The sequence below is a fragment of the Ancylobacter pratisalsi genome, from assembly GCF_010669125.1.
GTDB classification, from domain to species: Bacteria; Pseudomonadota; Alphaproteobacteria; order Rhizobiales; family Xanthobacteraceae; genus Ancylobacter; species Ancylobacter pratisalsi.
Genome location: NZ_CP048630.1, coordinates 1,960,082 through 1,974,283 on the forward strand (window position 1 = coordinate 1,960,082; position 14,202 = coordinate 1,974,283).

The window sequence follows — 14,202 nt, forward strand, 5'->3', positions numbered from 1 at the left end:
CTGCTGCCCTCTGGAGGGACGGATGGCCGACGCTGATCGGCCATCCCGGCGCCTGCATTGCGGCGTCAGTGCGCCTCGTCCCAGTTCAGCGCGGCGCGGGCGTCGACCTTCAGCGGCACTTTCAGCGCGACGGCGGGTATGGGCGCATGTTCCATCACCTGCTTCACCACCGGGATCGTCGCCTCGATCTCCTCGTCCCGCACTTCGAAGATGAGCTCGTCATGGACCTGCAGCAGCATGCGCGCTGACAGGCCGGCCTTGGTGAGCGCGGGCTCCATTCGCACCATGGCACGGCGGATGATGTCGGCGGCCGAACCCTGAAGACGGGCGTTGATCGCCGCGCGCTCGTTGAAGGCGCGGATCGAGGGGTTCTTGGCGGCAATGTCCGGATAGTGGCAGCGTCGGCCGAACAGCGTCTCGACATAGCCGTGCTCGCGCGCGAAGGCGCGGGTCTCGTCCATATAGGCGCGGATGCCGGGGAAGCGTTCGAAGTAGCGCTTGATATAGGCCCCTGCCTCTTCCCGCGGAATGGACAGCTGGTTGGCGAGTCCGAAGGCCGAGATGCCGTAGATGATGCCGAAATTGATCGCCTTGGCACGCCGGCGCACCTCGCTCGGCATGCCGGCAATCGGCACCCCGAACATCTCGGACGCGGTCATGGCGTGAATGTCGAGGCCGTCCTGAAACGCCTGGCGCAGCGAGGGCGTGTCCGCGATCTCGGCCAGAAGGCGAAGCTCGATCTGCGAATAATCGGCGGAGATCAGCTTGTGGCCGCGCTCGGCGATGAAGGCCTTGCGGATCTTGCGACCCTCTTCCGTGCGCACCGGAATGTTCTGAAGGTTCGGTTCCGAGGAAGACAGCCGGCCTGTCGTGGTCGCGGCCAGCGCGAACGAGGTGTGCACGCGCCCGGTTTCCGGGTTCACATAGGTCGGAAGCGCGTCGGCGTAGGTTGATTTCAGCTTCTGGAGCTGGCGCCAGTCCAGGATGCGCCGCGGCAATTCGTGCCCCTGCTCGGCGAGTTCCTCCAGCACATCAGCACCGGTGGACCAGGCCCCGGTCGGGGTCTTGCGCCCGCCGGGGATCTGCATCTTGCCGAACAGGATATCGCCGAGCTGTTTGGGTGAGCCGGGATTGAAGCTCTCGCCCGCCATGTCGGAGATTTCGGCCTCCAGCCGGCCCATGCCCTGTGCGAACTCACCCGAGAGACGTGAGAGCATTTGCCGGTCGATCATGATGCCCCGCTCTTCCATCCGCGCGAGCACAGTGACAAGCGGGCGTTCCAGGGTCTCGTAGACGGCCGTCTTGCCCTCGGCGACGAGGCGCGGCTTGAGCACCCGCCACAGCCGGAGCGTGACGTCGGCATCCTCGGCGGCATATTCGCTCGCCTTGTCGATAGCGACACGGTCGAAGCTGACGGCGCTCTTTCCCTTGCCCGCAACCGCCTCGTACTTGATCGGCGTATGGCCGAGCCAGCGGACGGAGAGCGCATCCATGCCGTGGGAGCCGACGCCCGCGTCCAGCACATAGGAGATCAGCATCGTGTCGTCGCACGGGGCCAGCTCGATGCCGAGACGCTTGAAGATCAGCCAGTCATATTTCAGGTTCTGACCGATCTTGAGCACGGCAGGGTCTTCGAGAAGCGGCTTCAGGGCCTCGGCCGCGTCCCGTACCGACACCTGATCGGGCAGGAGCCCCTCGCTGAACAGACCCTCATCGCCACCTTTGTGGGTCAACGGCACATAGCAGGCCTCGTTCGGCGCCGTGGCGAGCGAGAAGCCGACGATGTCGGCCTGCATCGGATCGAGCCCCGTGGTCTCGGTATCCACGGCGACGAATCCGATCTCATAGGCACGTTCGACCCATTGCCGCAGGCGATCCAGCGTTCTGACCGTCTCATAGGACGCCCGGTCGACCGGCGTCGCGGTCCCTTCCGAAATGCGTGCCACTGAAAGTGCCGCGGGGGTCAGCCCCGCTTCGACGGCGGCGTCGCCCGCTGCCGCAGTGGGGTCCACGCCCTCCGGGTCGAGACCTTCACCGAGCGCGTCGCTCCGCGCGCCGCCGGCCTTCAGCCCGGGGTCCGGATCGATGGCCGCGGCATCGATCTCATACGCCTCGGCCACGCGCCGCGTGAGAGTGGTAAACTCCATCGCCTTGAGAAAGGCGATCAGCTTCTTTCCCTCGGGTTCCACCACGGCGATGTCGTCGAGCGACACGTCGAGTTGCACATCGCGCTTGAGCGTGACCAGCTCACGTGAAAGGCGCGCCTGATCGGCGAACTCGATCAGATTCTCGCGGCGCTTGGTCTGTTTGATCTCGCCGGCACGGGCCAGCAGCGTGTCGAGATCGCCATATTCGTCCAGCAATTGGGCGGCGGTCTTAATGCCGATGCCAGGAACGCCGGGTACGTTGTCGACCGAATCGCCCGCAAGCGACTGCACGTCGACCACTTTCTCCGGGGCGACACCGAATTTCTCGAACACCTCGTCGACCCCGATCGAACGGTCCTTCATCGGATCGTACATGCGCACCTTGGCATCGACGAGCTGCATCAGATCCTTGTCGGAGGAAATGATGGTGACGAGCGCCCCCTTGGCCTTGGCCTGTTCGGCGTAGGTCGCCATCAGGTCATCAGCCTCGAACCCGGACTGCTCGACGCAGGCGAGGTCGAACGCGCGCGTCGCCTCCCGGATCAGCGGAAACTGCGGAGCCAGATCCTCCGGCAGGTCGGGGCGCTGCGCCTTGTAGAGCGGGTAGATCTCCTTGCGGAAGGTAATCTCGCTCTTGTCGAACACCACGGCGAGGTGGGTCGGCGCCGGCGAGAAGCCCTGGGCCCGCACCAGCTTCCACAGCATGTTGCAGAAGCCGGCCACCGCGCCCACCGGCAGCTTGTCGGATGAACGGGTAAGTGGGGGAAGGGCGTGATAGGCGCGGAAGATATAGGCGGATCCGTCGATCAGGACGACGTGATCGCCGGCTTCCAGAGGGTCGTGCTCGGGCATCTCAAGCTCCGGTTCGGCCGCGCACGATGCCCGAACCGCTCCCGCGCGGCAACCATCGCTCACGCACCGCCCACCTCTTACGCGGCCCTGGCGCCGACATGAACCTCCCACATTTGCCCATGAAAGATGACGTGCGCTGCGCGGAGCGCTAGAGAGCGCCATGCCCCGCTACAAACTCACCATCGAATATGACGGCACGCCCTTTATCGGCTGGCAGATCCAGGCCAAGGGGCTGAGTGTTCAGGGCCTGCTGGCGCAGGCCGCCGGCCGTTTCGCCAGCGAAACTGTCGCGGTACATGGCGCCGGGCGCACCGACGCTGGCGTGCATGCCAGCGGGCAGGTCGCCCACATCGAATTGTCGCGCGACTGGCGGCCGGACACCGTGCGCGACGCCATGAACGCGCATCTGCGCCCCCACCCGATCGCGGTCCTGTCGGCCGAGCCCGCAGCGGATGATTTCCACGCACGCTTTTCGGCGCGGGGGCGGCGTTACCTCTATCGCATCATCGCCCGCCGGCCCGACCTGGCGCTGGAACGCAACAGGGCCTGGCGGGTGCTGCGCGACCTCGACACAGGGGCAATGGCAATTGCGGCCCAACGACTGGTCGGCCGGCACGATTTCACGACCTTTCGGGCCATCGGCTGCCAGGCCGCCTCGCCGGTGAAGACCCTCGACCGGCTAGACGTCGAACGCGTGGCGGTCGAGGGGCCGGGTGTGGAAATCCGTGTGCACGCGGCGGCACGCTCCTTCCTGCACCATCAGGTCCGTTCCATGGTCGGCACGCTGGTGAAGGTCGGCGACGGCGGCTGGTCGCCGGACGATGTCAGCGCGGCACTGGAGGCGCGCGATCGCACCCGCTGCGGACCCATGGCGCCGGCAGCGGGACTTTACCTTGCAGAGGTCACGTATTGAGGCCTCGCTCTCGGCAAGCCGTCAGAGCGACGTGCCTTGAAGAGCCTCCAGGAAACGCACCGGTGCCCCCTTTGACGGACCGGTCAGCTCGCCTTCCCACATCACCCGGTTGCCGCGAACAAATGTGCCAACCGGCCAGCCCGTGACGTCGACGCCGTCATAGGGCGTCCAGCCCGGCTTGGAGGCGATCCAGCTGTTGCGGATGGTCTGGTGACGCTTGAGATCGACAATGGTGAAGTCGGCGTCATAGCCGACCGCGATCCGACCCTTGGTCGCGATGTTGAAGATGCGGGCCGGCCCGGCGCTCGAAAGGTCGACAAAGCGCTCAAGAGTGAGCCGCCCGGCATTCACATGGTCGAGCATCATCGGCACCAGCGTCTGCACGCCGGTCATTCCCGACGGGCTATCGGGATAGGGTTTGGCCTTCTCTTCCAATGTATGCGGGGCGTGGTCGGAACCGAGCACGTCGACGACACCCTCGGCGAGCGCCTGCCACAGCGCCGGCCTGTGACGCGCCTCGCGCACCGGCGGGTTCATCTGCACAAGCGAACCGAGCTTGTCGTACCAACTCGCATCCATGGTGAGGTGATGGGGCGTCACCTCGACAGTGGCAACGTCCTTGTGGTGACGCAGATAAGCCATCTCCTCGGCGGAGGTGACATGCAGCACATGCACGCGCTTGCCCTCCTCGCGCGCGAGGTTGACGAGGCGGGTGGTGGCGGTCAGCGCGGCGATCTCGTCGCGCCACACCGGGTGCGAGGCGGCATTGCCCGGCACGCGAAGATGGCGCCGTTCGGCAAGGCGCGGCTCGTCCTCGCAGTGGAAGGCGGCACGGCGACGGATCACCTTAAGGATGGCGCGCACGCCGGGATCGTCAGCCACCAGCAGCGAGCCGGTCGAGGAGCCGATGAACACCTTGATGCCCGCGGCTCCCGGCAGCATTTCCAGCTCCGGCAGGTCCTTCACATTCTCATGGGTACCGCCCACGAAGAACGCAAAGTCGCAATGCATGCGTGCCGTCGCACGGCCGATCTTGTCCTCAAGAGCGCTTGCGGAAGTGGTCAGCGGATTGGTGTTGGGCATCTCGAAAACCGCCGTGACACCGCCCATCACCGCGGCACGCGAGCCCGATTCGAGGTCTTCCTTGTGCTCCATCCCCGGCTCGCGGAAATGGACCTGGGTGTCGATGACGCCCGGCAGAATGTGCAGGCCGGTACAGTCGACGGTCTCACCTGCCTGAGAGCGATCGAACGAACCGATGCCAGCGATCCGTCCGTCCTTCACGCCGACATCGCGGGCCCCGACGCCATCTTGATTGGCGACAATGCCACCCTTGAGCAGAAGATCGAAGGTCTGGGTCATGGGCTCCTCGGGGCATGGTCTCGGAACGGCGTTCGTCGCCTTCTAGCAGACCTGCCCCAGCCTATTCGACCACGAATTCGATGTGAGCCGCTGTCCCGCTCCCATGATCCAGCCGGAGCGTGCCGCCAAGCTGGACCACGAGCCCCTGGATAATGCGGAAGCCGAGGCTTGAGCTGGTGGAAGGGTCAAAGTCCTTCGGCACGCCGCGCCCGTTGTCGGAAATGACCATTTCGTGCCTTCCCGCATTGCGCGAAGAAAGGGCGATCCCGATCTTGCCCGGCTCGCCCGGATCAAAGGCGTGCTTGAGCGAGTTGGTTACAATCTCCGCGACCAGCATCGACAAGGTCGTAAGCTGGGTGACGCTCAGGTGCAGGTCCGGGGCATCCACTGTGCAGGTGACATTCTGCGCCCCCGCCGCGTTGATGAGATCGCAGCACAGTTCGCGCAGGTACTGTCCGGTCGGCATGTCGAGCCGCTCGGGAGCATGAAGCCGGCGATGGATCCGCGCGATGGTATCGAGCCGGGCGCGAGCCTCGTCGAGCGCGATGAGCGCGAGAGCCGGATCGTTGGCCGCCTTGCGCTTGTGAAGCGTCAGCAGCGCCGCGACGAACTGAATATTGTTCGCCACCCGGTGCTGAAGCTCCTGAAACATGGTGCGCAGGCTCTCATACAGTCGCGCTGTGGTCTCCCGTTCCTCGCGCAGCCTTTCCGCCGCGGTGAAGGTGAAGTGAATTAGCGTAATGTCGATCGCCGCGATGCCGATGAAAAAGGCCAGCGCCAGCAGCGCTTGCCAGTTGGCGATGCTCATGCCGACCGATGGACCGATGAAGAAGTGCCAGGCCGCCAAGGTGGACAACGTGGCGCAGGTAATGCCCGGTCTCAGCCCGCAGAAGAAAGTCGTGAGGATCACCACCGGGAAAAACGTGAGGAACGGAAAGCCGGGCGGCAGGATGTCGTCAACGGCGAACCGCACCACGACAGCGACCAGGAACATCCCGACGCCGAATGCGTCGCCGAGCCAGGGATGTTCCCGGAGCGGGCGAGCCGACTGAACCAGCCTCCAGAACGGGGAGTTCATCGCGGCATCATGGCCATTCTCAGCCATGACTGAAGACCATTGAGAACCGGCAGCCAGACGCCTCTCTACCGGCAATCGGCGTCACAGGCATTTCCAACCCTGCGATCTCCCGCAGCGTTCCGACTCCGCCCCAACCGACGATCGCCACCGGCGCCCTCATGCACTGTAATGAGATAATCCATCCCGTTTCTAAACTTCTGGCAACGCAAATTCCGCTCACAAGTGAACATTTCCTCGCGCTTGGCGTTGAAGCTCCATCGAGAGGCGGGAGGGGTGTGCGATGCGCAGGTCAGATGCGGGAACTGGTGAGCGGCTTGTGCAGGACGATGAAGCTTCGTCAGGCGGAAACAACCTGCTCGGCGCCTTGCGGCGGTCTGATTTCGAGCTTCTGAAGCCCCATCTGCGCCGCATCGACCGGCCAGCCCGCGCCGTGCTCTACGAGCCCGGCGACGATGTGCGAAACGTCTATTTTCCCTGTGGCCAGACGCTCATCTCATTCATGGTCGTGCTCGACGACGGCCGGCCAGTCGAGATCACGCCGGTCGGGCGCGAGGGAGCCGTGGGTGGCATCGTCAGCCATGGTCGGCTGCCGGCGTTTGCCCGCGCCGTCGTGCAGATCGGAGGACCCGTGCTGCGTATCGAGACGGCGGAGCTCGAACGGGCCAAGGAAACCTCGCCCACGCTGCACAACCTGTTTGCCCGCTACGCAGACTGCCTGCTGGCGCAGGTTTTCCAATCCGTGGCGTGCAACGCCGCCCATTCCATTGAACAACGCACCGCCAAATGGATCGTTGGAGCGCTCGACCGCACCGGTGGGGACGATATCAAGCTTACTCAGGAACAACTTGCCGCAATGCTGGCGGTAGGGCGCTCCTATATCGGTCGGGTCATTCAGCAATTGCGCGAAAGTGGCGCCGTCGAACCACGCCGTGGGCGCCTCGTGATTCGCGACCTTCCCAAACTGCGGGCGATGAGTTGCGGCTGCGACAAGACAGTTCGCCGGCATTTCGGCGAGGTCCTGAACGGGGTCTATCCGACCGGCAACGAAGTCGCAGGGCACGGCATGGTCGTCACCAACGGCCCGCTCTTCCGCCCTTAGCAAGGCGCGGAAGAGCCACGCAACCGTCAGCGCGCATGGCCCGCCCGCGCCGGTTACGGCTTGTGCGCGGCCGTCAGGCGTGGCAATGCCCGCTCATGCAATCCGATACTGATCCTGCCCCGCGCGCCAATGGCGCCCCCCCGATCATCGCCTCCTTCGCCAGTATCGCGACGGGCTATGACGTGGTTCTGTGCGACATTTGGGGCGTGCTTCACAATGGGGCGGCGGCCTTCGCGCCGGCCTATCAGGCGCTTGAACAGGCGCGGGCCGCTGGCATGAGCGTCGTCCTGGTGTCGAATGCGCCGCGTCCGCGCGAAGGCGTGGCCCGCATACTCGACGGCCTGGGCGTCCCACGCAGCGCCTACGACACCATCGTCACCTCCGGCATGGTGACGCACGCGCTGCTGGCGGAGCGGCCGGGCGTGAAGGCCTGGCATCTCGGCCCGGAGAGGGATCTGGGCCTGTATGAAGGGTTGGACCTCACTCTCACCGGTTTCGAGGAGGCCGAGCTGATCGTGTGCACCGGGCTGTTCGATGACACCGTCGAGACTCCGGGCGACTACACAGAGACGCTGAAGGCGGCAAAGGCGCGCGATCTGCCCTTTATCTGCGCCAACCCGGACATCGTGGTGGAGCGGGGCGGCGATCTCATCTGGTGCGCGGGCGCCATCGCGGAGGCTTATCAGGCGCTTGGCGGCGACACGGTATTCTGCGGCAAGCCGCACAAGCCGATCTACGACACCGCGCTCGACACGGCGCGAAGCCTGCGCGGAGCCGAGGTTCCACGTGAGCGCATCATCGCCATCGGGGATGCGCTGCGCACGGATCTTGCCGGCGCGCTTGGCGCGGGAATCGACTGCCTCTTCGTCGCCGCCGGAATCCATGCCGGTGAGCTCGGGCTGGAACACGGCGCGGAGGTTGATTCCCGGTCGCTTGAGCGCCTTCTGGCCGACGGCCCCGGTCTGCCGGCCGCCGTCACCACCCGTCTCACATGGTAGAGACCGGTGAGGGCCGCGGCGACGGTTAAGGGACCGGCCGGATTGACGTCGGCACGCCATCGCGCCACCTATGCGGGATCAGGCGGGGTGGTGCTGACAGCAGTCGATCTCGCCTTCATTGCCGGAGTACCCTGCGTGCCCCGCCCGTCGGCCGTGCCAGTGCAGACATGATGCAGCCCGTTCTCCGCTCCCATCCCTTCCGCGTCCTGCGTGACCAGGCCCCGTTGCCACCGGAGCTCGCCCGCCCGGTCGTCGCCATCGGCAATTTCGACGGTGTGCACCGCGGCCATCGGGCGGTCATCAGCACGGCGCTCGAACAGGCTCGTTCGCTGGGACGGGCGGCGCTGGCCGTGACATTCGAGCCGCATCCCCGCTCCTTCTTCCGGCCTGCGGAACCGGTGTTCCGCCTCACGCCGGAGCCGATGAAGCTGGCCCGGCTGTCGCAGACCGGGCTCGACGGTGCCGTGGTGCTTGGCTTCGACGCCGATCTCGCCGCCAAAGATGCCGAGAGCTTCGTCGCCGACGTCCTGGTCGGCTGGCTCAATGTGGCGATGGTTGTCGCCGGCTACGATTTCCATTTCGGCAACGGACGCGGCGGATCGCCCATCTTCCTTCGCGAGGCCGGCAAGCGCCACGGCTTCCCGGTCGAGATCGTCCCGCCATTGCTCGATGAAGGCGCGCAGATTTCCTCCAGCGTGATTCGCGCGGCTCTGGCGCAGGGCCGCGTCGAGCAGGCCGCCGACATGCTCGGCGCACCGTGGATGATCGAGGCCGAGGTGATTCATGGCGACAAGCGCGGGCGCGAATTGGGTTACCCCACCGCGAATATGCGGCTCGATCCGGCGGTGACACTCGCCCACGGCATCTATGCGGTGAGCGTGGAGATCGACGGCGCCGTTCACAAGGGCGTGGCGAGCTTCGGCCGCCGCCCCACTTTCGACGACGGCGCACCCCGGCTCGAAACCTTCATCTTTGACTATTCCGGCGACCTGTATGGCCAAGTCCTGCGCGTGGCCTTTCATGCCTTTCTGCGCCCCGAGCTGAAATTCGACAGCATCGAGGCCCTGATCGCCCAGATGAACGAAGACAGCGCGCAGGCCCGAGCCGCGCTCGGCTGAGGGAGACGGCGCTCTGCCCGGCACGGAAAGCAGCCGCGATCGAGCTGCCTTGAGCCTCACGCGCCCTTGCACCGCCTTGCGGCTGCGCTTAAACCGTGCGGCGAGTGAAGGAGCGCGCGATGACGAGCCGCAACAGCAACGGTCGCACTGAAAAAGAGCCCAACGGCGAAGCCGCGGCGCATGATTATTCGTCGACCCTGTTCCTGCCGCAGACGGACTTCCCGATGCGGGCCGGTCTGCCGCAGCGCGAGCCGGAGATGCTGGCCCGCTGGGAGCGGATCGATCTTTACGGCAAGCAGCGCAAGGCCGGTGCCGGGCGACCGCGTTTCGTGCTCCATGACGGCCCGCCCTACGCCAATGGCAACATCCATATCGGCCACGCGCTCAACAAGATCCTGAAGGATGTGGTGGTGCGCTCTCAAGGCGCGCTCGGCTACGACTCGAACTATGTTCCCGGCTGGGACTGCCATGGCCTGCCGATCGAATGGAAGATCGAGGAAGAAAACTACCGCAAGAAGGGAAAGGTGAAGCCCGACTTCTCCGACCCGCAGGCGATGGTGGCCTTCCGCCAGGAATGCCGCTCCTATGCCGAGCATTGGCTCGACGTGCAGCGCGAGGAGTTCAAGCGGCTCGGCGTCGAGGGCGACTGGGCGCACCCCTATGCCACGATGGCCTATGCCTCCGAGGCGCAGATCGCCCGCGAGATCATGAAATTCGCCGGCAATGGCCTGCTCTATCGCGGCTCCAAGCCGGTGATGTGGTCCGTGGTCGAAAAGACCGCGCTGGCCGAGGCCGAGGTGGAGTATCACGACCACCAGTCGACCACGATTTATGTGAAGTTCCCGGTCAAGGGCTATCGTAAGAGCGCGGCGACGGCGGGCGGGCTTCCCAAGGGGCTGGAGCCGGCGGACAAGGCTGCCGACATCCACCTGTTTCCCTCCTTTGAGGGCGCGTCGATCGTCATCTGGACGACAACCCCCTGGACCATCCCCGGCAACCGCGCGATCGCCTTCTCGCCTGACGTGACCTATGCGGTCTACGAGGTGACCGAGGCTGCCGACGACAACTGGGCGAAGGTGGGGGAGCACTTCATCCTCGCCGACAATTTGGCGGCGGACGTGTTCAAAGCCGCGCGCGTGACCGGCTATGAACGCCACACCCAGCTCGACCCGACGCACCTCGTCTGTGCCCATCCGCTGCGCGGCGTCGAGGGATCGAAGGGCTATTACGACTTCCCGGTGCCCGTCGTCCCCGGCGACTTCGTGACCGACGATACCGGCACCGGCTTCGTACATCTGGCGCCCGGCCATGGCGCGGACGATTTCAATCTCTATATCTCCCGTCATCTTGGCGAGGTGCCCCACACGGTCGGGCCGGACGGCTATTATTACGACCACGTCCCGCTGTTTGCCGGCCATCGGGTGATGGACGACAAGGGCAAGGAGGGCGACGCCAATGATGTGGTCATCAAGGCCCTGCTGGCGGCGGACAAGATCATCGCGCGCGGGCGGCTGAAGCATCAGTATCCGCATTCCTGGCGCTCGAAGGCACCGGTGATCTTCCGCAACACGCCGCAATGGTTCATCGCGATGGACAAGGACATCGCGGCGACGGACGGCTCCTCGACAGTGGGCGACACGCTCCGCGCCCGTGCGCTTGGCGGCATCGCCGGTGTGCAGTGGGTGCCGGAAACCGGACGCAACCGTATCAACGGCATGATCGAGAACCGCCCGGACTGGGTGGTCTCGCGCCAGCGCGCCTGGGGCGTGCCGATCGCTGTCTTCGTGCGCGACATGGGCGACGGCAATGTCGAGATCCTGCGCGACGAGAAGGTGAACGAGCGCATCGCGAATGCCTTCGCCGCAGAGGGCGCCGACGCCTGGTATCAGCACGGCGCCGCCCAGCGCTTCCTCGGAAACGACTACAGCCCCGACGAATGGCACAAGGTCGACGACATTCTCGACGTCTGGTTCGATTCCGGCTCCACCCACGCCTTCACCCTTGAAGTGCGCGAGGACCTGAAGGTCGACCGCGCCTTCAATGGCGGGCCGGACCGGGTGATGTATCTGGAAGGTTCGGACCAGCATCGCGGCTGGTTCCACTCCTCCCTGCTGGAGAGCTGCGGCACAAGGGGGCGCCCGCCCTATGACGTGGTGCTGACCCACGGCTTCGTGCTCGATGAGCAGGGCCGCAAGATGTCGAAGTCGGTCGGCAACGTCGTGGCCCCGCAGGAAGTCATCAAGGCATCCGGCGCCGATATCCTGCGCCTGTGGGTCTGCGCGTCCGACTATTCGGATGACCTGCGCATCGGGCCGGAGATCCTGAAAACCACGGTTGAGACCTACCGCAAGCTGCGCAACACGCTGCGCTGGCTTCTCGGCTCGCTGAATCACTACCGCGAGGCCGAACGGGTCGCCTATGTCGACATGCCGCCGCTGGAACGCATGGTCCTGCACCGGCTGGTCGAGCTCGACGGGGTGGTGCGCGACGCCTATGCCGCCTTCGATTTCAAGCGGGTCAACGCGGCCCTGACCGCCTTCATGACCACCGAGCTTTCGGCCTTCTATTTCGACGTGCGTAAGGACGCACTTTACTGCGACCCGATTTCCTCGGTGACGCGCCACGCCTGCCTGACCGTGCTCGACGAGGTGTTCCACCGACTGGTGATCTGGCTCGCCCCTATCCTGCCCTTCACCGCGGAAGAGACCTGGCTCGCCCGCTTCCCTTCCGAAGACGGATCGGTACATCTCCAGACCTTCCCGGAGACTCCGGAGAAGTGGCGCAATGACAAGCTCGCCGATGAGTGGCGCAAGATCCGCCAGGTTCGCCGCGTCGTGCTCGGCGCGCTTGAGATGGAGCGCGCCGCCAAGCGCATCGGCTCCAGCCTGGAAGCGGCGCCGGTCATCCATGTGAGCGATCCGGCGCTGTTCGCCGCCGTCAGCGCGGTCGACCTTGCCGAGGTGTGCATCACCTCCGACGCCCATCTGATGCCGGATGAAGGCCCCAAGGACGCCTTCCGCCTTGATGAGGTTCCAGGCGTCAGTGTCGTGCCGGCCAAGGCGCAGGGTCACAAATGCGCGCGGTCCTGGAAGATATCGCCGCTGGTGGGGACCGATCCGGACTACCCGGATGTGACTCCGCGCGACGCACTCGCCCTGCGCGAGCTCGCAATCGCGCGCCGCGCGGCCGAGTGAGGGCAACCTCTGTGGTCATTTCTGCGCGATCCCGGCACGGGCGCCGTGCCGGGATCGACCGTCCTCACGGAACATTGAAAAAGCTGCGCCCATGAGGTTCCCTCTCACCGGCCCCATGACGCTTTATGGCGCGGGCTTCGCGCTTGCCGCCCTGGTGGTCGACCAGGCCTCGAAGCTCGCCGTGTTGCATGGCGTGGACTTCGGCGACAGCGGCATCATTACCATCGCCCCCTTCCTCGACTTCGTGCGCGCATGGAACACGGGGATCAGCTACGGCCTGTTCGCGCAGGGAGCTCATGGCTGGTGGCTGCTTGGCGGGCTGAAGGTGGTCGCGGCCATTCTGTTCTGGCTCTGGCTGGCGCGCTCCACACGCCGTATCGAGGCCGCCGCACTCGGGCTCCTCATCGGCGGGGCGCTCGGCAACGCCATCGACCGCGCCGCCTATGGCGCGGTGTTCGATTTCGTGTCGCTGCACGCATTTGGCTTCTACTGGTACGTCTTCAACCTCTCCGACGTGGCGATTGTTGCCGGCGTCGGCCTGCTTCTGTATGACTCCTTCCGTGGCGGCGCCGCAAATTAGCCGTCCTGCCCTGATAGCTGCCTTTCGTCCGGGCGTGAGTGCGTCCTCGGCCGTTTCGGCGTGCCCGTCCGGGAAGCTCGGTTATCAACCGCGCCCTCAGGAGACGATCGGATGATGAAACGACCCCTTTCGACGCGCGCCACCCTGCTCGGCGCCGCCATTGGTGCGGCCGTTCTGATGGCCGGTGCACCGGCTTCCGCACAAGAAGATAACTTGACCGAGCAGATCTTCACCGGCCTCGGCCTGGTGCCCTCGGCTCCGCCGGACATCAATTATCGCGAGCGCGCCCCGCTGGTGGTGCCTCCCACCGGCGACGTGCTGCCGCCGCCCCGCAATGCCAATGCGCTGGCCGAGAATCCGGCCTGGCCGAAGGATGACGACGTGCAGCGTCGCAAGGCCGAGGCAGAGCAAGCGCGCACGCCCGAGAGTTTCAGTGATCGCCAGGCCGGCCGCGCCCTTACTCCGGCCGAAGTCGCGCGGGGTATCAACCCGAACAAGGTTTATGCCGGTGGTGAACCGGTCAAGAACAATGCCAGCCGTCCGGACTGGCTGAATCCGACCACGGGCCTCGGCTTCACGGGGTGGGGCAACAAGAAGCCGGAAGAGAAGATGGTGTTCCAGGGAGAGCCCGAGCGGACGTCCCTGACCGAACCCCCGTCCGGCTTCATGACCCCTGCCGATGGCGCCGCCTATGGTGTGGTTGCCGAGCGTCCGGAAGAGAAAGGCTGGAGCCTGCCGAACTGGTTCGACCGCACCCAGAAGAACAACGACCGGAACTGACAGGGCCGCCGGTTCATCGAGAGTGGGGCTCCCGTCGGCAGCCCCACGGTCGCTCACAGGGGATTGATCCGGCGTCGCGCC

Annotated in this window: 10 protein-coding genes; 7 read left to right on the forward strand and 3 right to left on the reverse strand. The window is 65.5% G+C overall.

What is annotated here, in order from left to right:
• Positions 1-65 precede the first annotated feature (65 nt).
• Positions 66-2,999, reverse strand: a complete 2,934-nt coding sequence (gene polA / locus G3A50_RS09310) for a DNA polymerase I (RefSeq protein WP_163074979.1) — start codon at positions 2,997-2,999, stop codon at positions 66-68.
• Between the two features lie 160 nt (positions 3,000-3,159).
• On the opposite strand from polA, the gene truA reads away from it, so the two are divergent.
• Positions 3,160-3,912: a tRNA pseudouridine(38-40) synthase TruA gene (truA, locus tag G3A50_RS09315; RefSeq protein ID WP_163074980.1), complete on the forward strand. Its 753-nt coding sequence runs from the start codon at positions 3,160-3,162 to the stop codon at positions 3,910-3,912.
• Positions 3,913-3,933: 21 nt separating this feature from the next.
• Here the strand turns inward: truA and G3A50_RS09320 are convergent, their stop codons facing one another.
• Positions 3,934-5,274, reverse strand: coding sequence for a dihydroorotase (locus G3A50_RS09320; protein ID WP_163074981.1), 1,341 nt, complete (start codon positions 5,272-5,274; stop codon positions 3,934-3,936).
• Between the two features lie 61 nt (positions 5,275-5,335).
• Positions 5,336-6,379, reverse strand: coding sequence for a sensor histidine kinase (locus tag G3A50_RS09325; protein WP_163074982.1), 1,044 nt, complete (start codon positions 6,377-6,379; stop codon positions 5,336-5,338).
• 253 nt (positions 6,380-6,632) lie between these two features.
• Between G3A50_RS09325 and G3A50_RS09330 the strand changes: the two genes are divergently transcribed.
• The 6 genes from G3A50_RS09330 to G3A50_RS09355 all read left to right on the forward strand — a co-directional run bounded on the left by G3A50_RS09330 (position 6,633) and on the right by G3A50_RS09355 (position 14,121).
• Positions 6,633-7,451: a Crp/Fnr family transcriptional regulator gene (locus G3A50_RS09330; protein WP_163074983.1), complete on the forward strand. Its 819-nt coding sequence runs from the start codon at positions 6,633-6,635 to the stop codon at positions 7,449-7,451.
• Positions 7,452-7,546: 95 nt separating this feature from the next.
• Positions 7,547-8,449 carry a TIGR01459 family HAD-type hydrolase gene (locus G3A50_RS09335; protein WP_163074984.1) on the forward strand — a complete coding sequence of 301 codons (903 nt, stop codon included), beginning with the start codon at positions 7,547-7,549 and terminating at the stop codon, positions 8,447-8,449.
• Positions 8,450-8,616: 167 nt separating this feature from the next.
• A complete protein-coding gene (locus G3A50_RS09340; protein ID WP_163074985.1) occupies positions 8,617-9,567 on the forward strand; it encodes a bifunctional riboflavin kinase/FAD synthetase in 951 nt (316 codons plus the stop codon).
• Between the two features lie 119 nt (positions 9,568-9,686).
• A complete protein-coding gene (gene ileS, locus G3A50_RS09345) occupies positions 9,687-12,761 on the forward strand; it encodes an isoleucine--tRNA ligase (RefSeq protein ID WP_163074986.1) in 3,075 nt (1,024 codons plus the stop codon).
• A 91-nt stretch (positions 12,762-12,852) separates the two neighbouring features.
• A complete protein-coding gene (lspA, locus tag G3A50_RS09350) occupies positions 12,853-13,341 on the forward strand; it encodes a signal peptidase II (RefSeq protein WP_163074987.1) in 489 nt (162 codons plus the stop codon).
• 111 nt (positions 13,342-13,452) lie between these two features.
• Complete coding sequence (locus G3A50_RS09355; RefSeq protein WP_246252294.1) at positions 13,453-14,121, forward strand: hypothetical protein; 669 nt, start codon at positions 13,453-13,455, stop codon at positions 14,119-14,121.
• Positions 14,122-14,202 lie beyond the last annotated feature (81 nt).

Excerpts from the sequence above, each read along its gene's own strand:
- ileS (WP_163074986.1), top strand. The coding sequence starts at position 9,687 with ATGACGAGCCGCAACAGCAACGGTCGCACTGAAAAAGAGCCCAACGGC.
- truA (WP_163074980.1), top strand. The coding sequence starts at position 3,160 with ATGCCCCGCTACAAACTCACCATCGAATATGACGGCACGCCCTTTATC.
- G3A50_RS09320 (WP_163074981.1), bottom strand. The coding sequence starts at position 5,274 with ATGACCCAGACCTTCGATCTTCTGCTCAAGGGTGGCATTGTCGCCAAT.
- G3A50_RS09325 (WP_163074982.1), bottom strand. The coding sequence starts at position 6,379 with ATGGCTGAGAATGGCCATGATGCCGCGATGAACTCCCCGTTCTGGAGG.
- G3A50_RS09335 (WP_163074984.1), top strand. The coding sequence starts at position 7,547 with ATGCAATCCGATACTGATCCTGCCCCGCGCGCCAATGGCGCCCCCCCG.
- G3A50_RS09330 (WP_163074983.1), top strand. The coding sequence starts at position 6,633 with ATGCGCAGGTCAGATGCGGGAACTGGTGAGCGGCTTGTGCAGGACGAT.
- G3A50_RS09355 (WP_246252294.1), top strand. The coding sequence starts at position 13,453 with ATGATGAAACGACCCCTTTCGACGCGCGCCACCCTGCTCGGCGCCGCC.
- polA (WP_163074979.1), bottom strand. The coding sequence starts at position 2,999 with ATGCCCGAGCACGACCCTCTGGAAGCCGGCGATCACGTCGTCCTGATC.
- lspA (WP_163074987.1), top strand. The coding sequence starts at position 12,853 with ATGAGGTTCCCTCTCACCGGCCCCATGACGCTTTATGGCGCGGGCTTC.
- G3A50_RS09340 (WP_163074985.1), top strand. The coding sequence starts at position 8,617 with ATGATGCAGCCCGTTCTCCGCTCCCATCCCTTCCGCGTCCTGCGTGAC.